The 18,698-nt window shown below is 69.2% G+C and carries 17 protein-coding genes and 3 tRNA genes; 13 read left to right on the top strand and 7 right to left on the bottom strand.

Annotation, left to right across the window (positions count from 1 at the left end; genetic code table 11):
- Positions 1 to 13: 13 nt before the first annotated feature.
- The 9 genes from HL663_RS12295 to HL663_RS12335 all read left to right on the top strand — a co-directional run bounded on the left by HL663_RS12295 (position 14) and on the right by HL663_RS12335 (position 5,761).
- Positions 14 to 985 (top strand): polyphosphate kinase 2 family protein, encoded by a 972-nt coding sequence (locus tag HL663_RS12295; protein WP_173028653.1) that lies wholly within the window; start codon positions 14 to 16, stop codon positions 983 to 985.
- 64 nt (positions 986 to 1,049) lie between these two features.
- A complete protein-coding gene (locus HL663_RS12300) occupies positions 1,050 to 2,171 on the top strand; it encodes a YihY/virulence factor BrkB family protein (RefSeq protein WP_173028654.1) in 1,122 nt (373 codons plus the stop codon).
- Between the two features lie 108 nt (positions 2,172 to 2,279).
- Positions 2,280 to 2,352: transfer RNA gene (locus HL663_RS12305), tRNA-Gly, on the top strand.
- A gap of 22 nt (positions 2,353 to 2,374) precedes the next feature.
- A tRNA-Cys gene (locus HL663_RS12310) sits at positions 2,375 to 2,445 on the top strand.
- 17 nt (positions 2,446 to 2,462) lie between these two features.
- A tRNA-Val gene (locus HL663_RS12315) sits at positions 2,463 to 2,537 on the top strand.
- Positions 2,538 to 3,042: 505 nt separating this feature from the next.
- Complete coding sequence (locus HL663_RS12320) at positions 3,043 to 3,285, top strand: helix-turn-helix domain-containing protein (RefSeq protein WP_173028655.1); 243 nt, start codon at positions 3,043 to 3,045, stop codon at positions 3,283 to 3,285.
- A gap of 608 nt (positions 3,286 to 3,893) precedes the next feature.
- Positions 3,894 to 4,190, top strand: a complete 297-nt coding sequence (locus HL663_RS12325; protein ID WP_173028656.1) for a putative quinol monooxygenase — start codon at positions 3,894 to 3,896, stop codon at positions 4,188 to 4,190.
- Positions 4,191 to 4,712: 522 nt separating this feature from the next.
- The gene (locus HL663_RS12330; RefSeq protein WP_173028657.1) at positions 4,713 to 4,976 is read left to right on the top strand and encodes a DUF7660 family protein; all 264 of its coding nucleotides are present in this window, start codon (positions 4,713 to 4,715) and stop codon (positions 4,974 to 4,976) included.
- A 446-nt stretch (positions 4,977 to 5,422) separates the two neighbouring features.
- Complete coding sequence (locus HL663_RS12335; protein WP_173028658.1) at positions 5,423 to 5,761, top strand: DUF7668 domain-containing protein; 339 nt, start codon at positions 5,423 to 5,425, stop codon at positions 5,759 to 5,761.
- A 402-nt stretch (positions 5,762 to 6,163) separates the two neighbouring features.
- Here HL663_RS12335 and HL663_RS12340 read toward each other — a convergent pair whose 3' ends face one another.
- The 3 genes from HL663_RS12340 to HL663_RS12350 all read right to left on the bottom strand — a co-directional run bounded on the left by HL663_RS12340 (position 6,164) and on the right by HL663_RS12350 (position 8,466).
- Positions 6,164 to 6,979: a hypothetical protein gene (locus HL663_RS12340; RefSeq protein WP_173028659.1), complete on the bottom strand. Its 816-nt coding sequence runs from the start codon at positions 6,977 to 6,979 to the stop codon at positions 6,164 to 6,166.
- Between the two features lie 108 nt (positions 6,980 to 7,087).
- The gene (locus HL663_RS12345) at positions 7,088 to 7,777 is read right to left on the bottom strand and encodes a TIGR02391 family protein (RefSeq protein ID WP_173028660.1); all 690 of its coding nucleotides are present in this window, start codon (positions 7,775 to 7,777) and stop codon (positions 7,088 to 7,090) included.
- A gap of 317 nt (positions 7,778 to 8,094) precedes the next feature.
- Positions 8,095 to 8,466, bottom strand: a complete 372-nt coding sequence (locus HL663_RS12350; RefSeq protein WP_173028661.1) for a hypothetical protein — start codon at positions 8,464 to 8,466, stop codon at positions 8,095 to 8,097.
- A 197-nt stretch (positions 8,467 to 8,663) separates the two neighbouring features.
- On the opposite strand from HL663_RS12350, the gene HL663_RS12355 reads away from it, so the two are divergent.
- Together HL663_RS12355 and HL663_RS12360 are read left to right on the top strand one after the other, a co-directional pair.
- Positions 8,664 to 9,491, top strand: coding sequence for an IS5 family transposase (locus HL663_RS12355; RefSeq protein WP_173028662.1), 828 nt, complete (start codon positions 8,664 to 8,666; stop codon positions 9,489 to 9,491).
- A gap of 59 nt (positions 9,492 to 9,550) precedes the next feature.
- A complete protein-coding gene (locus HL663_RS12360) occupies positions 9,551 to 10,354 on the top strand; it encodes a TIGR02569 family protein (RefSeq protein WP_173028663.1) in 804 nt (267 codons plus the stop codon).
- Positions 10,355 to 11,549: 1,195 nt separating this feature from the next.
- Here the strand turns inward: HL663_RS12360 and HL663_RS12365 are convergent.
- From HL663_RS12365 to HL663_RS12375, 3 genes are all read right to left on the bottom strand, one after another.
- Entirely contained in the window at positions 11,550 to 12,818 is a 1,269-nt protein-coding gene (locus tag HL663_RS12365) for an IS110 family RNA-guided transposase (protein ID WP_173028664.1), read from the bottom strand.
- A gap of 214 nt (positions 12,819 to 13,032) precedes the next feature.
- On the bottom strand, positions 13,033 to 13,710 hold the full coding sequence (locus HL663_RS19165) for a hypothetical protein (RefSeq protein WP_216842558.1): 678 nt from the start codon (positions 13,708 to 13,710) through the stop codon (positions 13,033 to 13,035).
- Between the two features lie 364 nt (positions 13,711 to 14,074).
- On the bottom strand, positions 14,075 to 14,455 hold the full coding sequence (locus HL663_RS12375; protein ID WP_173028665.1) for a hypothetical protein: 381 nt from the start codon (positions 14,453 to 14,455) through the stop codon (positions 14,075 to 14,077).
- A 747-nt stretch (positions 14,456 to 15,202) separates the two neighbouring features.
- Here HL663_RS12375 and HL663_RS12380 point away from each other — a divergent pair.
- Together HL663_RS12380 and HL663_RS12385 are read left to right on the top strand one after the other, a co-directional pair.
- Entirely contained in the window at positions 15,203 to 15,391 is a 189-nt protein-coding gene (locus HL663_RS12380) for a hypothetical protein (RefSeq protein ID WP_173028666.1), read from the top strand.
- 86 nt (positions 15,392 to 15,477) lie between these two features.
- Positions 15,478 to 16,758 carry a competence/damage-inducible protein A gene (locus HL663_RS12385; RefSeq protein ID WP_173028667.1) on the top strand — a complete coding sequence of 427 codons (1,281 nt, stop codon included), beginning with the start codon at positions 15,478 to 15,480 and terminating at the stop codon, positions 16,756 to 16,758.
- On the opposite strand, the gene HL663_RS12390 is transcribed toward HL663_RS12385, so the two are convergent.
- On the bottom strand, positions 16,755 to 18,632 hold the full coding sequence (locus HL663_RS12390; protein ID WP_173028668.1) for a methyl-accepting chemotaxis protein: 1,878 nt from the start codon (positions 18,630 to 18,632) through the stop codon (positions 16,755 to 16,757). The genes HL663_RS12385 and HL663_RS12390 overlap by 4 nt on opposite strands.
- Positions 18,633 to 18,698 lie beyond the last annotated feature (66 nt).

Here is an 18,698-nt window from a genome sequence, read left to right on the forward strand (position 1 = left end):
CGAGGATGCCGCCATGGGCAAGCGCAAGGGCAAGGGGACCAAGGCCGCGCGGACCGTCGAGGCGGCCGACCTCGAGGGCAAGGCCGCGACGAAGGCCCGCCGGAAGCGGGAGGCCGCCGCGCAGGCGCGCGCCGACGAGGCCGTCGAGGCGGCGTCGTGGTCGCAGGCCCTGCGGGTGCGACCGGGCTTCCGCCTCGTCGACCTCGACCCCCGCTCGACGCCGGGCTTCGACGGGAAGAAGGCCGAGGGGGAGGAGGTCATGGGCGAGCTCCAGCAGCGGCTCTCCGACCTCCAGGAGCGGCTCTTCGCGGAGTCCAAGGGCGGCGGCACGCGCTCGGTGCTCCTCGTCATCCAGGGGATGGACACCTCCGGCAAGGGCGGCATCATGCGCCACGTCGTCGGCGCCGTGGACCCGCAGGGTGTGCGCATCACGTCCTTCAAGGCCCCGAGCGCCGAGGAGAGGCGCCACCCGTTCCTGTGGCGCATCCGTCGCGCGCTGCCGACGCCGGGACTCATCGGCGTCTTCGACCGCTCGCACTACGAGGACGTGCTCATCGTGCGCGTCCACGACCTCGTGCCGCGCACGACGTGGTCGCGCCGGTACGGCCAGATCAACCGGTTCGAGGAGCAGGTCGTCGCCGACGGCACGACGGTCGTCAAGGTGATGATGCACCTCTCGCCCGAGGAGCAGAAGGCGCGCCTGGGCGAGCGGCTCTCGCGCGGCGACAAGTACTGGAAGTACAACCCGGGCGACCTCGACGAGCGGGCCCGCTGGAGCGACTACATGGAGGCCTACCAGGTCGCCCTCGAGCGCTGCTCGACCGACGCGGCGCCCTGGCACGTCGTCCCCGCCGACCGCAAGTGGTACGCGCGGCTGGCCGTCACCAACCTGCTCCTCGAGGCGCTCGAGCGGATGGACCCGCAGTGGCCCGCCGCCGACTTCGACGTCGAGGCCGAGCGCGAGCGGCTCGAGCTCAGCCCCTGACGCGGACGGTCGGTCGCGTCGCGGGTGCACCCCGATGCCGGGTACGGCGGATACCGTGGGCCGCATGACCGACGCGAAGCGCCGCGTGCGCCGGGCCCTCGCGCAGGTCCCGGGGGCGCTGGCGGTCGCCCGGCTCACGGTCGTGACGACCCGGATCTGCCTGCGCTACCGGGTGACCGGGCTGGCGTCCGAGGCCGGGTTCTTCGCGCTGCTCTCGCTCCCGCCGCTCGTCCTCGGGCTCTTCGGCGGCCTGGGCTACCTGGGGGGCGCGCTCGGCCCGGACACCGTCGACGAGGTCCGCGTCGCGATCCTGCGCTACGCCACGCAGTTCCTCACACCCCAGGTCATCGACAGCGTGCTCGGGCCGACCGTCGACGACGTCCTGCGCGGTGGCCGCTTCGACCTGCTCTCGATCGGCTTCGTCCTCTCCCTCTGGTCCGGCTCGCGCGCCGTCAACGTCTTCGTCGACACCATCTCGATCATGTACGGGCAGTCGGGGGTGCGCGGCATCATCCAGACCCGCGCCCTGTCCTTCTCCCTGTACGTCGTGGCCCTGCTCCTCGGCATCGTCACCATCCCGCTCGTCCTGCTCGGGCCGACGCTGCTCGGCGACCTCCTGCCGACGGCGTGGCACCCGCTGACGCTGCTGTACTGGCCGCTCGTCACGCTGCTCACCGTCGGCGGCCTCACGAGCCTGTACCACGTGTCGACCCCCCACCGGTCGCCGTGGACCCGGGACGTGCCCGGCGCCGTGCTCACCCTCGTCATCTGGGCGCTGGCGTCCTTCGTCGTGCGCGGTTCGATCGCCGCCTCGCTCGGGGGGACCTCGATCTACGGCCCGCTCTCGGCCCCGATCGTCATCCTCATCTGGCTCTACGCGCTCGCCATCGCCGTGCTCATCGGGGCCGCCCTCAACGGCGCGATCCGCGAGCTGTGGCCCGCCGACGAGCGGCGCGCCCTGCACACCCGGCTGCTCGACCGGATCCGGCACCGCGCCGTGCCGGCCCCGGTCGCGCCGCACGACCCGTTCGGCGACTACCGCCGCACGGGCGAGACCGACGAGCTCGACCTGCGCAGCCTGCGGACCGCGGCGCAGCAGCCGCTGACGCCGCTCGCCAACGCCGCCGAGCCCGCCGAGACGCCGGCCTCGCGCGAGGTCCTCGCGGGCTCCGAGAAGGACCGCTGAGGCTCCGGCTCGCCTCCTCCGGCCCCGGTTTGGAGTTCGCGGCACGGGTCGGATACTGTTTCGGAGCACGCCGAGAGGGGATGCCGAAAGGGATCGCTTCCGTCGCGCGCGGATGTAGCTCAGTTGGTAGAGCGCAACCTTGCCAAGGTTGAGGTCGCCGGTTCGAACCCGGTCATCCGCTCGGAGGGTTAGCCGCCCCCAATGGTGGAGTGGCCGAGAGGCGAGGCAGCGGCCTGCAAAGCCGCGTACACGGGTTCAAATCCCGTCTCCACCTCGAGTAGGACCCGACACGGGCGATTGGCGCAGCGGTAGCGCGCTTCCTTGACACGGAAGAGGTCACTGGTTCAAACCCAGTATCGCCCACCACGAGAAACGGCCCCTGAACTGCAGAGATGCAGGGCAGGGGCCGTTCTCATCTCGACCCGTGCGATCCGCGTGCTATCCGCTCCGGACATCGCACGCACGCCGTGGGTTGACCCGACGCTCTGCGTCGTCCACCGCCTTGGGTCTCGATGTTGACCTGACACTCCGAGGAAACAGCGGCTATCGGCGCACCGATGCGCTGGCCACGAGCTCGGAGTTGCTTTGGGCCGGCGACGATGGCCCGGGACCTTCTGAGCGAGGCCTCTGCCGGCCTAGGGCCATCTCAATGGCCCGATAGACCCGTCTGTGGGATCGAGGACTTCCCCCGTGACGCTGGGCACGGTCGCCGACTCAGATGTCAACCGTGTCGGAGCGTCGGGGCGCGCCGCTGCCGTCTGGCGTCCCTAGTGGGGCCCTGCCGGTCTCCGGCGCCCTGGATGGCCTCATGGGGACTCCGGGGTCCACCCAGGTCCTGGTGCGGTCCCTTGGGGGGCGAGGAGGTGGTCGTATGCCGATCACTGCAGATCGACACCTGGAGTCCTTGGCCACGGCTGCTCACCGGACGGGGGTGAGCGTCAAAACCCTGCGCCGACGGATCGCGGCGGGGGAGCTGTCCGCCTACCGGAGCGGACGGCTGATCCGGGTCGAGGCGAGTGACGTAGACGCCCTGTTCGTCCAGATCCCCACGTTTCGCTCGGTGCGGGACGTTCAGCCTGTCCGCTGGAGCGACGCGCGGGGCTCGACGGCCTAGCAACGGTCGCGGGCGATCCCTGGGATGCCGGCGCCGGCGACGGCGCTCGCGCGGCAAGCTCGACGCCGCTCGAGCGTGGGCGGCGCGCGAAGGCATCGTGGGGCGCTTTGGTTGCACCATCCGGGGCCAAGCCTCCCTGCACCGCGACAGAAGGCGGCGGTATGACGCAGGTGGCCGTGTCCGCTCTCTCAGCCCATGAGCGTGCGTTTGGACAGCGTCGCTAGGGGCGGTCTCGTGAGTTCGGGCGATGCACTGCAGGAAGCCATGGACCACCACCTAGTGATCAAGCTCGACGGCAGTCCGGCCGGGTGAGCCCGTCGCACACCCCTGTGCCGCTGCACAGCGCCGAACGCCTGACGCATCGATCAGCCGATGGTCCCAATTTGCGTCAAGGACCAGTCCGGTCGCGCAGGCGCTTGCGGTCCGGCGGGGGAGGCACATCGTGTGATCAGCGTCGCCGGGGCACGACCCGTTGGTGGCATGGACCCGCGAGCTCGTGAGAGGTCTCGTGCGTGTCTGAGGGCGTACGGTCAAATCCCGCCGAGTAGCGATGCCACACTCGACATCGCACCGCCGGTTGCGGGGTATCTCGAGGAGAGGACCAAGACATGGCTGTCGACCGAGGACTATTGGCGACGTTGAAGGCCAAGCCCGGCAAGGGGGATGAGCTAGGACAGTTCCTGAGGGAAGGCCGAGAGCTGGCAGTCCAGGAGGATGGCACTGTCACCTGGTACGCGTTCCGACTCGACGATACGACGTACGGGATCTTCGACACCTTCGAGAGCGAAGACGCTCGTCAGGCCCACGTCAACGGCCAGATCCCGGCGGCACTTCAGGATGTCGCCTCAGACCTGCTGGCTGAGGATGCCGTGATCTCACCGATCGACGTGCTCGCGGTCAAATAGCGATCCGTCCGCTCGGCTGGGTCGTCGCCCGATCGCGGCGAAATGACGCAGTTGCAAGTCATCGCTCATGCCGATGAGCGCGAGGTTCCCCGACATCCCAGTGATGGCGGGGAAAGCGGCAGATGGCGGGGTTGCATCCCCGTCACCAGCCGACGTCCGCGCCATGACCGTGACGACAGCGACGTTGCACGATGGCCTGGCAACTGCTGCGGCATCGTGCAACGTCCGCGGCGGGCCGACGGGCCCGCTCATGCCGCGTTTAGTGGGGCCTTGTCGCCGCGGTAAGGGGGCCAGGGTGCGGCAGGGACTACCTGGGGTCACGATCGCTGACCTCGTCGCGCGGGCCTCCCGCCTGCCGCCCTTTACGCCTGCCGCTTCGGCTCTTCGCCTCGGGCTCCCCTGGGAACCTGTTGTCGGGATGCGGGAACGGTAGCGGAAAGGAGCGCTCATGCCGCAGATCGGGTGATGGCCCTTCCGGTCGATGAGCTCGCGTCCGCTGTCACCCATGACAGCATCCCCGACATGGACTACGAGACCGGACGCTCGACGACCGCGGATCCGGCGTCGGTCACCGACCGGGATAGCTTCGGGGACTTTCTCGAGGCCGTGCTAGGTGATCTTCAAGTCGGCGGCGGGGAACTTGAGTGGGAGAACTCGAGCCTCGCGGCCTTTCTGGGAGCCCTGGCCGCGTTCGCCGAGGCCCGCGTGGTCGGCCGTGACGACCAAGACGATGCCAGCTGGCGGCTGTTCGCGGAGATGATCGTGGCGGCTACTGGCTACGAGTGAGCACCCGCTCATGCGGCATCAAGCGCGGTTCTGCGTCAGGAAGCGGAGGACCAGGCTTCCTCGAACTCTGCTGCTGATATGACCCAACGAGTCCAGTCCTCGAGGGCATCCAGTCGGGCGGCTCCTAGCCCCCCGTACTCGTCCTCAGTGCGGCCCGGTCCGTATCGCAGGATCGGGCCATCGTCGTAAACCTCGACTTGGCGCGTCGGCCAGCCATCGTCGCCGACCTCGAAGAACCACGTCGACCCACCCCACGAATCAAACTCGTCGCCGCGCGACTCATCCCAACGCCGCTTGAACCACCGCCTCGCCACGGCTGCAGAGTGCCACCCGATCCGCACTCACGTGCCGCTAACAGTCTGGTTGAGAAAGAGTCGATAGACAGTTCGCCCTATCGTCGGGTCATGCTTCCAAGGGGACTGGACGACGGGGCCGAGGTGACTTCCGTGCCTGCTGCTTGGCGGCCAGCGCTGGGCGAGATCGTTGACCAGCTCGTGCGAGGGGACGGAAGCCAAGGTCGCCACATCAAGAGACTGGAGCCAGTCTCGGACGTCGTCTGGTCGCAGTGTCGCGACGCGCTCGAGGACTATGGCGACGTCGACTTCATCTCCCTTCCGGCGACTTCGTGGGAGACGTCGGTCTGCCAGCGGCGGGGCGAACGGTGGTTTTGCCACATCGACCTGTGGACCACTCAAGAGGGCCGTTCCGACCTCGTTCTGGAGGTCAGCGTGCGCGAGGAAGTAGACGGACCTCGGTTCACGGTCGAACTGGCCTACGTGCCCTGACGATTCGTTCTCTCATGCCGCGTTTCCTCAGTACCTGAACTCCATGAGACGCTCGAGCGCCTCAGCGCTGTCGACGCGCTCCGCCGCAGGCCACGGCGGGCTTTCAGCGTGCCCAGTCCACGTGAGGTGAACGAGGAAGGCTGTCTCCCCAGCGCGACCAGCACTTCATCCTGCGGGATGGCTTCGGCAACCATCCTCCATAGCTGCCCATCCAGCACATGACCTCGGCCAATCTCACACAGGAGCTCCGCGGCAAGGGCATTGGCACGGTCCGGCTTCGATCGCAGGTCCACGAGTGGATCCATGAAGACATGGGTCTATGTCCAGGCCATGGCAGAACCGTAGTGAGTGCTCACCGTCTACACGGGCCGGATCCAACGTGCGCTCATGCCGCGGATCGGGCTACTGCGCAGTGGCGGCAGCGGAGACGAGCCTGAAGCTCGCCGGCGCAAGCCCGTCGAGCGTCCGCTCGATAGCCGGTAGCAGGTCCTCGCGGGCCTCGTCGTTCACGTCGAAGACGGTTCGAAGAACCACTGGGCCAGTCCAAGGCAGGTCGTCCCACATATACGCCCAACTCGTCACGAGCGGTGCGCCCGAGCGACGGAGCACCCTCCGGTGGAGCCACTCGACTCGTGCCTCGAATCGTTCTTGGCGCTCGTAGACCCGGCGTCGATTCTTGTTTCGAGGGCTCTCGCCGTCCGTGGCGAGCGCGCCGAGAAGCCGTTGCAGGGCGTGTGCGAGACGCTGTCGCTGCCGCTCGAGCTTTCCGCTGAGCTCCGGCGCCGGGACCGGGACCGGACCGCCATATGACAGGGCTGGCACATCAGCGGCCTCGCCACCGACGTTGTCTGCGGCACTGCCTCGGGCGCCGGGGAAGACCCGGGTAGTGGACAGGATCCTGAACCTGCCTTCGTCTAACGCATGGCAAAGTTCCTCGTCGACGGAGCTCATCACGCCGTCGCGATGCTCTTCATCGACCACATCGAGCACCAGACGAACTCGGACTACCGGCCCATCGAAGGGTCTATCGTCCGGGTCTGTCCAATCGGAGATGAGGCCCATCCCGTAGCGCTGCTCGAGAACGATGTGCAGAAACTCCAGCCCGTCCTCTGCCGTTCGGGCCGCCGTAGCGACGTCGCCATCGGTGTCCAATGCCACCAAGAGGCCGTCGAACGCTGCTGTCATCACAGCGCAGGCGTCCTCAACCACGTTGTCCACGATCACATCCTCCACGAACCGAGGTGGACCAGTAGGCACTTCCGCTCATGCCGCGAGGTGGTCGCGCCTAGCAGCCCGGCACTCTGAGATCGTGCCCAACGGGCTGAGCTACTTCGCGAGTTGTCGCAAGAGAAGGTCCGCGAGGAGGACCACCTCAGCTGCTTCAGTCGGATCGCTGAAGTCGACGCGTCGGTGGCTGGCAGGGTTTTTGAAGAGCCCGAGAGCCCCGGCGAACAGCTCCATCACGGCTACGGCTTCGCCCGCGTGCCCTTCCTCCTTCCAAAGAGGGCCCCCCTCCTTGCCCTCTCGCCCCGGGCGAAATGCCTGCCGCATCAAGTCCACGCCGACAAGTTCGTTCGGTAGGCCGGACAGCTCACGGACTCGAACTTCCACCTCCTTCATGGCGATGAAGGCCGCAGCTTCAAAGTCGCCGCGAAGGAACTGCGGACGGGCTCGCGCCTCGAGCTCCATGACCAGCTCAACGTCCAGTCTCTGAACGGCACGCAGCCAAGGCAGTCCCTCCTCGAGTGCCTGATGCCCTGCACGACTGATCAAGAAGGCCTGTTCCGCCGACTGGTTCACGTCCGCAACGATCAAGCCGCGATTCGCGAGCCATGCCCAAGCCTCCGTTAGAGCCAGCATCGCCTGCGAGTTCTTGCCGTAGGTCTGCTGCGCACTCAGCAGCCAGTTCCTCCAGTTCCACTCACCGTTGGCCTTCGCGTCATCGAGAACGCGCATGGCTAGATCATCGATAGGAAGGCCAATGATGGCGTCGGATTCCAGCGTCCACTCCTGCATGTGGCGAGTCTTCCCTAACCCGACTGGCTCAGGGCCGGTGTGGGTAGCGGCCGGAGTCCGATGGGCGGAGGAGCTACCCGACGGCACGGGCCCATCGCTGCCGCGCATCATGCACACCCGTCCGCTCACTGCGCCAAGGTCTTCCTGTCGGTGGCGTTGTCGGGGACCGTGGATGGTGCCCGTGACGACGAGGTCACCGGTGCATCTCTGGTTCCCGTTGGGTCACCGCCACGTCCGCGAGACTGACTGAGGTCCTGCATGAGTTCCGCGGGACCCAACGGCCCAGGACACGTCAACTCATGCCGCGAGTGGCAGAGCTAAGTACCGGTAGGCCAGAGAGCGAAGCCCTGCGTCACCCAAGCTATGCGCTGGCCAACTACGTCTGCGGGCGGAGTTCCAGCCGCCTCCAACAGGACGACGCTTCCTGCGACTCGGAGGGTGACGCACTCAGCAAGGACGTCCTCCACGACACCGATCGCCACGTGCCCATCGAAGCCCTCGCCCTCCGTCGTGGGATGTGCATGCCCATCCCAGGAGAGGTCACCGAGGAGGTCGATCTCGACATCGAGGAGATCACCGACGGCCGGCGCGGCGTCGCCCCGCCACTCGCCGATCAGCCGACCACCGGGGCCGTCGCAATCGACAACGAGTGGCGGTGGCTCCCCGACTCGCAAGACCCTGATCTGCATGGCAGTAATCCTCGCCGACAGCCCGGACTGAAAGCCGCATTAGTCACGAACGTTCGCTCATGCCGCTGCTCGGGCGATTACAACCAAGGGGTCGCCTGGGCGCCATAACCACGCCCAGGGACTAGACGCGGCCCACCCAGGTGCTAACTGGGTGTGTCCCTATTGCCGCCCGGCCGTTGGTCGGCACGGTGCGCGGCATGGCGTATCCAAGTGACCTGACCGATGAGCAATGGGCGCTGCTGAAGCCGGTGCTCAACGCTCCGGGCAAGCGGGGCCGCAAGCACGGTGACGACCTGCGCCTGGTGGTGGACGCGATGCTGTACATCGCGCAGACCGGCTGCCAGTGGCGGTACCTGCCCGAGTCGTTCGGACCCTGGACCCGGGTCTGGTCGCAGTTTCGCCGCTGGTCACGCAACGGCACCTGGGCCCGCGCGCTGACCGTGCTGCACACCGCTGCCCGCAAGGCCGAGGGACGCGCCGAGGCCACGCCGTCGATGGTGGTCATCGACACTCACTTGGCCCGCGGCGGGTCCAACGGCGGGGCGACGTTTCACGACCGGGGCGGCCCGTTCGGTCGGACGAAGGGTGCCAAGCGGGTCGTCGCGGTCGACGTCACCGGGCTGCCGGTGACCGGGCTGGTCGTGCCGGCCTCCATGCACGAGAACGAGACCACCCGGGTCGTGCTCGACCACCTCGCCCGGCAGGGCGTGACCGAGCGGCTGGAGCTGGTCCTGGTCGACCGTGGCGTGAGCGCGCGGGCGGCGGACAAGTTGGGCCGTCGGCACAGTGTGGAGGTTCGCCGGGTCGGGTGGGATGACAAGCAGCCGGTCTTTCGCCCTATCCGGCACGCCTGGCGCGTCGAGGTGGCCCACGGACGTCTGGGCCGCAGCCGCCGACTCGCCAAGTCCTTCGAGAACACCACCGCCTCAGCGACCGGCTGGCTCCAGGTCGTCTGCATCGCCACCACTCTGCGGCACATCGCCAGCGCCCGGACGCGCGCGCTGGTGCTGGCAGCCGCATCATGAACCTTGTATCGCGCTAGATGCATACCGACGGCATGGCCCCGGTGTCTTACCGTGCCTCTGTGACCGCTGAACACGTGCCAGCGAGTGTGCTGGAAGCTTTCGGTGCGGACGATCCACCGCGGCTCCTGACTGGCGGGCAGGGCACATCGTGGCGCTCCGGTGGTCTGGTGCTCAAGCCGGGCAGCGGTCCCATTCACGCGTGGCTGGGCGAGGGGCTTGAGGGTGTATCAGCCGCGGAGTTCCGTCTTGCGACTCCTGTCCGGACCATCCACGGCACATGGTCCTGGGACGGCTGGTCAGCGACCCAGTGGGTCGAAGGCACCGAGCCCGACCAAACGAAGGAGTCGACCTGGCTCAAGATCATCGAAGCCGGGCGGGCGTTCCACCAAGCAGTTGCGCACCTGCGCCGACCGGATTGTCTTCACGCGCGCAATGACTGGTGGGCGATCGCGGATCGAGTCGCATGGGGCGAGCACAACATCCGGTTCCGCCCCGAGTTCGCGGCCCTTGGCAGACGGCTGCACGGCGCAGTTGAGCCGCTTGGAGCGTCGCAAATCGTGCACGGAGATCTGACGGGCAACGTGATGTTCAGTCCCACGCTGCCGCCTGCCGTCATCGACATTTCGCCCTATTGGCGTCCACCGGAGTACGCCGAAGGTGTCGTTGTTGCTGACGCGCTGTGCTGGCACAGCGCGCAAGCATCGCTCTTGGACGAGGCAGGCGTGTCCGTGGCGGCGGTCGCCCGCGCCTTACTCTTCCGCATGGCGACGACCAGTCAGGCCGCATCCGCCGGAAGAGCCCGCGGCGATGTGGAAGCCGACCTGAGGCGGTACGACCACGCGGCCGCAGCCATCGGGCTCTGACCTTCCCGCGCTTTCAACGAACACACCCGCCACCATCACGCCCGACCAAATGGGACACACCCAGTAACTGCACGCTGATCGCGGAGCCGCCATCCTGCCGCAACCCCAAGCCAGACAGCGAGCAAGAGAATGGCTGCAGGCCAACGAACGCTGACTGCCTCAATCCCCAGGAGCGCCAGAATGGTTGCGACCCCCACGACCCCAGTGACACCAGCAGCTAATAGGAGGGCCGCTCGGTCCGTCGCGAGGGCCATCAAAGCTAAGATCGCGAAGAGCAAAACGGAGTCATAGGCCAAGAGCCAGTCGTCGCGTAGATCCGGTCGGGTGAACACGAGGGCGACCGCCAACAAGGTCGCTACCGCGAGGGCAATCCGACTAAGGCGCGTTGCCCCGGAACTTGACTGCACGCTCTTCGGCTCCTCGTGGGCTTCCTATCGACCTGCCGCATCGTGACACACGATGTCTGGCTCGTCATCGAATACGGGGCGCAGCTCTTCGCGCCTCATGGGATGCGCAGCGCCCTCGTGGACCTGCCAGGGCATCGATCGCTCATGCCGCAGAGCGTTAGCCCACGCTCTTAACGGATCGCGCGGAGGACCTCATTCGCCTGCGCCCGGGCTGCGGCCCAACGAGGTGAGGATGCCAGTGACGAGGTGTGCCACAGCTGGGCGTTCTCGGGTCCGCTCATGTCGCGGAGAAGCGCATCCAGAACTCGCAAGGGCGGCAGGACATCAGCACCTAACCATCCCGACTTTACGAACTGAGGGGCCAGCAGCACGCCATCGCCCAGTTCCAGGGCGAGCTCATCCACTGCAGGACCCACCCCAAGGGAGTCGATCCAAGCCACCTGATCAGCAGCGGGGAGAGACAAGACAGCGACTGCTCGGATGAGGTTGGCGAGCATGCGGGGAGTCGGGCTCTCCATGCGAGAGAACCTACTGGCCGAGTGACCGCTCATCAGCGTGAGGTGTTTAGCGTCAAGGGGTGGGCGGGTGCCCGGTGTCTTCCGTCGTCGGTCCCTGCATAGCTAATCGAGGTGGGCTCGGCAGCGTGTGATCGGGTTGTGTCGACGACGGGACGGGGCGGCCTGTGATGAGCGACGAGATACCGGTTTGGTTCTCGATGCCGCGGAAGGCTCGCCCCGCCCCAGCCCTTGGGGACGCGTCAGCGTGGAGCGCTAGTGAGTCGAATCAGCCTATGCCGCAACCACTTCGACGATCGGGGCGCCGTGGGCGGCGACGGTCGGATCCCACGCTTGGCGGTGGGTGATGACGTGGTGGAGCTGGCGCAGGATGGCCCCGGCGACCGCGCTCTGGGCCTGGGTCGGGGTAAGCCGGTTGTCCTCGCGGGTGGTCAGGTACCGGTAGCGGGCGGCGTACACCCGGTTGGTCTGCAGGCACCCCCACACTGCCCGCCACGCCGCGACCCGCAGCCGTGGTCGGCCGGCGCCGGACAGGCGGGCCCGGCCGGTGAACGCCCCGGACTTGCGTTCCCTGGGGGCAAGGCCGGCGTGTTTGACCACGGCCCGGGCGGAGGTGAACCGGGTCAGGTCGCCGGTCTCGGCCAGGATCGCCGCAGCACCGACCGCGGACAGCCCATCGATCGAGGTCGCCAAGGCGGTCAGCTCCAGCTCGTCCAGGACGGCGACCATTCGCGCCTGCACCTCGACCAGGCGGGTGCGGGCGTGGTCCCAGTCCTGCAGCACCCACGCGACCCGCTCGAAGGTGGCCGTGCGGTGGGTGGTGACCCCGGCCGGGTCGGTCAGTGCGGCGAACAGGCGGCGCGCGATCCGCAGGCACGGCCGGGCCCCGCCGCGGCGGGTGACCTCACGCCGGACCGCGCTCTCGAACCGGGCCGCTCCCAGGCGGCGCGTGCGAGCGAGGTCTCCGCCGTCGCGGCCGACGACCACGGCCAGCGCGGCGACCCACGTGCTGGAGCGGAACGGCTGCTTCGCGGTCTCCAGGGCTGCGGGCCACACGCACTCCAGCAGGTCGCGGACCTGCTGCACGCACGCGACGTGTTCCTCGACCAGCTGCTCTCGGCGGGCGCCCAGGTGCCGCAGCCGGGCCCAGGTCGCATCCAGCGGTTCGGGCAGGTAGCAGGTCAGCTGCGCGGTCAGGCGGGCGATCAGGACGGCGTCTTTGTCGTCTGTCTTGTCCAAGGTGAGGTCCTCAGCGCGGCGGGCGTACGCCGACGCGGCCGGCTGCACGCACACGAACGGCATACCACGGTCGGCAGCCAGCTGGCCCAGAACCTGCCAACGGTGACCGGTCGGCTCACACGCGACCGTCACCCCCACGAACCCGTCCTTGCCAGCGCGCTCGGCGGCCCAGTCCAACGCCGCCCCAAGCTCCCACGCCTTCACCCGGAACGTGCGACGAGCCAGCACCTTCGAGTCGTGGTCAGTCACCACGACCATCTGCTTCCTGTCCGCGAGGTCGATCCCGACGATCGCGTTCGACACCGGCACCGCTGCTCGCAACCGGGCCAGCCTCGCGTTGCGGTTCCGGTCCCCTCGAGAGACACCACTACTACCGTTGCTCATGAACGTCCTCCTTCTGCGCTCTGGGACACCAAGCCCGAACAAGCGCATCAGGAGGACGTTCGCCACGCCAGACCGAAGACGCTCAACGTCTTCCTATGCCGCGTTGAGATCGGCTTTGCCGATGAGTGGATACCTACGCGTGGGGCCGAGCGGGCCGCGTCCCGAAGACCTTGCCGACGACTCCGCGGCACATGACCATGCGTCGTTGAAGTGACCGCAACATCCCGAGCGTGGCTTCATCGCCGAAGCCAGTGGTGATCTGCCAATCTCCACCAGAGCCAATGACGTCGCTTGCGAAGACGACCTCTGTCGCGAGCAGAGCCCGGGTCCAGTCGGTTCTGCTCAGTGGCACTCCAGCCGCGATAGCTTCGCCGATCCGGGTGCCGCTGGCGAACAGGTCGGCAACGTTGTCGAAACCCATCGCAACCGCAAACTCCTCGGTGCAATCTGCTGGGCCTCCCCACTCGCTGAGGCCGAAGCGGAGCAGAGCTCTTTCGTCATCCGACAAGCGGAACTGAATCGGAGTGCTGGGGTCGTCGTTCCAGGGCTCACCGTCGTCCGGGTGGGCCTCGAGCCACGAGGCGCAGATCCGAACACGCCAACGAACGTTCTCGTCTTCGTCGTGTCGCAAGATCTCCAACGCAGCGAGCGGCAGTTCGCGACTCCGCGCTACTTCTGCCCGGCACTCGGGAAACCGCTCGATCACCTCAAGCCAGGTCTCCTGCGTGGCCGGCTCCCTGAGCTTCCTGACCCGCTCATCCGACGCCGGTGCGTCGAACCACTCCTTGTACTCGTCGGCAGAGCTGATCACCGGCAAATCACACCATGACCGCGTCCGCTCATGCCGCGTTGCGCGTCCCGGCGGATGAGTTCCGGGACCTTGTCACTCGGTCTCGCAAGCCAGCCGGTCGAACTCATCGCGGCTGACGATGGTGTTCCGCCCCGGCCCGTTGGCCGACTCGATCAAGTCTCGACGTGGGCGCCCAAAGGGGACGGCGTTTAGTTCATCGCGGACTTGCCTATGAGCTGCCTCTTGCCGGTCCGGAGACCCGGCTGGGTTTGGCGGCGTTCGGTGTGACGGTGGCGGGGCGCGACGCGACGTGCGTCGGAGTGGGGCTGGCCGCGACATTGGAGGGGTTGATGGTGCTGGGCGACAGGCACGAGTGTCTGCGAGGTCAGTTGCCGCCGCCGACCTTGATCGAGCGGGCTTGGACGGCGGTGCCGTGGGAGACCAGCCAGGCGTCGATGGTGTCGGCTGGCTGGAATCCGGAGGTGGTGTCGAGGGTGACGTTGTTCCCGCTGATGCTCAGGGTAGCGGCGGCGGGGTTGTGCTCGGGGCCGTTGGCTGGCTGCTGCAGCGGAAGGCTGGCCTGCCCGCTCTGTCCGAGCGTCTGGAACATGAGTCCGGTCGCCGGGTGCCCTTCCGGGTCGGTGGCCATGAACAGAGCCGGCTTTGAGGGAGCGGGAACACCGAGGCGGCAGATGCCGGACGAGAAGTCGAGGCAGCCGGTGAGGTAGAACCCGGTGGCGGCCTGTGAACCGGCGGGGACCGACATCGCCACACCGCTACGTTGACCGACAGCTCAGGGTCCTGCTCACGAGCCTGATCGCTCGCTCTCGCAGCCCCTGCGGGTACTTCCTCGGTGCTGGCATGGTCATCATCCTTCGCGGATTCAGACCCTCCATCAACCCCGGGGCGGCTCACGATCGCCGCCGCCGTCACCGTTCGTTGATGGGGAGCTGCTCGAGGATGTCGCTCTGAAAGAGATCGGCCCTTGACCTGCAGAGATGCAGGTCAAGGGCCGTTCTTCGTCGGATCCGTGTCGAACCGAGCCGAGCACCATGACCCGATCTGCGCGGAACACCGTCCCGGGGCTCGGCGTCGTCGTCGGGGCGCCGAGGTCCACCCGGACCTGGCCCGGTGCCTCGGTGAGCGAGGAGGTGGCCATGTGCCCATCACTGCACATCGACGCCTGGAGTCCCTGGCCACGGCGGCCGGCCGGACGACGGGGGTGAGCGTCAAGACTCTGCGGCGACGGATCGCGGCGGGGAGCTGTCCGCGTATCCGAGCGGTCGGCTGATCCGGGTCGAGGCGAAAGGGGCAGGCTGAGCTCAGCGCTCATGCCTTGGTGCGGGAACTTCCGCGTCATCTCAGTGATGGCGGGGAAAGCGGTAGATGGCGGGGTTGCATCCCCGTCACCAGCCGACGTCCGCGCCATGACCGTGATGCCGGAGACGTTGCACGATGGCGTGGCACCTGCTGCGGCATCGGGCAACGTCCGCGGCGGGCCAAGGACCCACTCATGGAGCCGCTCGTCCGCTGGCGAACGATGACGGCAGGCGCGGGCTGCCGACGCGTGACGACCCGCCTGACGGGCCTCGCGAGCGGGCAGGCGTACGCCTTCTGGCTCGAGGCGACCGTCCTCAGCGCCGAGAGCGGTGTGCTGGAGCAGCGGCAGGTCGACGCGGAGCCGCCCGTCGTCGCCCGGTGACGACCGGTCACCTCGACCCGGCCGGAGCCGTCGCACGCCGGCGTGAGCCGTCCTGGTCCGGGTGACGCGCACGTAGGCTCGGGCGCATGGGAGCGCGCGCGGGCATCGTCGTCACGGGCACCGAGGTGCTGACCGGCCGGGTCACCGACCGCAACGGTCCGTGGCTGGCCGAGCGGCTGCGGCTGCTCGGGGTCGACGTCGGCCAGGTCGTCGTCGTGGGGGACCGCCGCGAGGATCTCGCGGCCGCCCTGCGCCACCTGGCGGTGGGCCACGACCTCGTCATCACGACCGGTGGGCTCGGCCCGACCGCCGACGACCTCACCGCCGAGGTGGTCGCCGAGGTGCAGGGCCGGCCGCTGCGGCTGGACCCCGACCTCGAGGCGCGCATCGCCGCGCGGGTGGCGTCGCTGACGGCGGCGCGGGGGTGGGGCACCCCGTCGGAGACGATGGCGCGGGGCGTCCGCAAGCAGGCGATGGTGCCCGAGCGTGCGCGCGTCCTCGAGCCGGTCGGCACCGCGCCGGGGCTGGTCGTGCCCGCGGAGGACGGCCCGCCGGTGCTCGTCCTGCCGGGACCGCCCGGCGAGCTGCGCCCGATGTGGGAGGACGCCGTGGGCGACGCCCTCGTCCTCGCGGCGCTCGGCGGTCGCGAGGAGCTGCGGCAGGCGACGGTGCGCATCTGGGGTCCGCCCGAGGCCGAGCTCGCCGAGGTCCTGCGCGGGCACGAGGACGCCGACGGGCTGGACGGCCTGGAGATCACGACCTGCCTGCGCGAGGGCGAGCTCGAGGTCGTCACGCGGTACGCACCCGACGCCCAGACCGCCTACGACGCCCTCGAGCGGGCCCTCGTCGCCGCCTTCGGGGGCGCCGTCTACAGCACCGACGGGCGCACCGTCGACGAGGTCGTCTTCGATCTCTTCGGCAGCACGGGCGCGACGCTGGCCCTCGCCGAGTCCTGCACGGCCGGGCTGCTCGCGGGACGGGTGGCCGACGTCCCGGGCTCCTCCGCCCACCTCGTCGGTGGCTTCGTCACCTACGCCGACGCGGCCAAGACCGCCCTCGTCGGGGTGCCCGAGGACCTGCTGCGGCAAGTGGGCGCCGTGAGCCCGCAGGTCGCCGAGGCGATGGCCCGCGGGGCCCGCGAACGCCTCGGGACGACGTGGGGCGTCGGGGTCACCGGTGTCGCCGGCCCCGGTGGCGGTACCCCCGAGAAGCCGGTCGGCCTCGTCCACGTCTGCGCGAGCAGCGCCGGTCGGACGGAGCACCGCCGGCTGCTCCTCGGCGGCTCGCGCGACGCCGTGCGCGCCCGCACGGTCGCCGAGTGCCTGCACCTCCTGCGGGAGGTGCTCGGCGACGCCGTGTCGTCCTAGTGCTGGAACTGGGCGACGAGGGTCTGCAGCTGGGTGCTCATCCGGGCGAGCTCGAGGGAGGCGGTCTGGGAGTCGGCGGCGGAGCCGCTGGTGACCTGGGCGGTCTCGGCGACGACGCCGACGGAGTCGGTGATGTCGCCGGAGCGGGTGGCGGCCTGGACGGCGCGCTGGCTGATCTCCGTGGCGGTGACGCTCTGCTGCTCGACGGCGCCGGCGATGGCGGTCTGGTGGTCGGTGATCTGGGCGACGACGGTGGTGATCTGGCCGATGGCGGCTGCGGCGGCGGCGCCGTCGGTCTGGATCTGGTGGACGCGGTCGGTGATGTCGGCGGTGGCGGCGGCGGTCTTCTGGGCGAGGTCCTTGACCTCGCCGGCGACGACGGCGAAGCCGCGGCCGGCCTCGCCGGCGCGGGCGGCCTCGATGGTGGCGTTGAGGGCCAGGACGTTGGTCTGTTCGGCGACGGCGCGGATGAGGCCGATGACGTCGGTGATCTCGGCGGAGGAGCGGCCGAGCTGCTCGACGGTGGTGCTGGTCTGGTGGGCGAGGTCGGTGGCCTGCTGGGCGACGCGGGCGGCCTCGGAGGCGGAGTGGGAGATCTCGCCGATGGAGGCGCCGAACTCGGTGGAGGCGGCGGAGAGGGAGTCGATGTGGGCGAAGACCTCGGCGGCGGCGCCGGAGGCGACCTGGGCGCGGGCGCTGGTGTGCTGGGCGGCGGAGGCGATGGAGGCGGAGGCGACGGAGACCTCCTCGCTGGCGGCGGCGAGGGTGACGGCGTCCTCGCTGATGGAGCCGATCATGGTGCGCAGCCGGGTGACGGCGGCCTCGAGGGAGCGGCCGACGTCGCCGAACTCGTCACGGCCCTCGGGCAGGGTCTGGGGGCGCAGGTCGCCGTCGGCCAGGGCCTGGACGGCGCGGACTGTGCGGCCGGCCTCGCGGCGGGTCAGGACGGTGGTGCCGGCCACGAGCCACAGGGCGAGGAGGAGGGAGGCGACGGTGGCGACGAGGTCCTCGCGCTGGGCGGTGGACAGCTCCTGCAGGCGGGTGGCCAGCAGCGCGTCGAACGCGTCGACCGACGGCCCCACCGCACCGGTCGTCGTCGCGGCGAGCGTGGCGACGTCCACGGCGGACTCGCTCTCGAGGTCGCCGGCGACGGCCCGTCCGAGGGCGTCCGCCGCCGCGGCGACGTCGCGCAGCCCCTGGACCTCCCGGGACAGCGTCGTGCGCTCGGTGCTCGCGAGGACGGTCTCGACGTCGTCGAGCAGGTCCTTGGCGTGCTTGCGCAGCGCCCCGGCCAGCAGCGCCCGCGCGGCGACGCGCTCGTCGAGCGAGCCCTGGGCCGGCACCCGGGCCTGCGTCGCCTCGAGCAGGAGGTCGGGCAGCTCGACGAAGGTGGCGTCCACGAGGGTGGCGGAGTCGAGGTCGGGGTCGAGGAGGGCCGACGAGGACGTCAGCGTCGAGTCGACCAGCTCCGCGAGCGCCTGCGCGGCCGCGGCCGCCCCCGCCGGGGTCGCCGCCGCGGCGACTTTGGCGTCGACCGCGGCCATCTCGTCCTGGAGGTCCAGCCCGGGGTGCTCGGCCACCGCGCTGCGCAGGGCCGTGACGTCGGGCCGCTGACCGCTCGCCAGCTGCGCCATCATCTCGAGGGCCGGGTGCAGCACCGCGGCGCCCTCGCGCTCGGCCTGCGCGAAGGTGATGTCCGGACCGCTCAGGGCGAGGTAGGAGTGGCCGAGCAGCAGGGTCGGCACGAGCAGCACCGCCGTGAGCAGGAGCAGGCGCGAGGCCAGGCGCAGGCGACCGACGACCGCCACCACGGGGGCGAGCAGGACCGAGCCGAGGCCTCGGGTGCTCGTCGACGTCAGCGGTGCAGCGCTCATGGGGTCCGTCCCTCTGCTGGTGCCCCACGACGGCCCGTGCCGGTGGGGTCGCTACCTCATCGACCG

The organism is Arthrobacter sp. NEB 688 (genome assembly GCF_013201035.1).
Taxonomy (GTDB): domain Bacteria; phylum Actinomycetota; class Actinomycetes; order Actinomycetales; family Dermatophilaceae; genus Phycicoccus.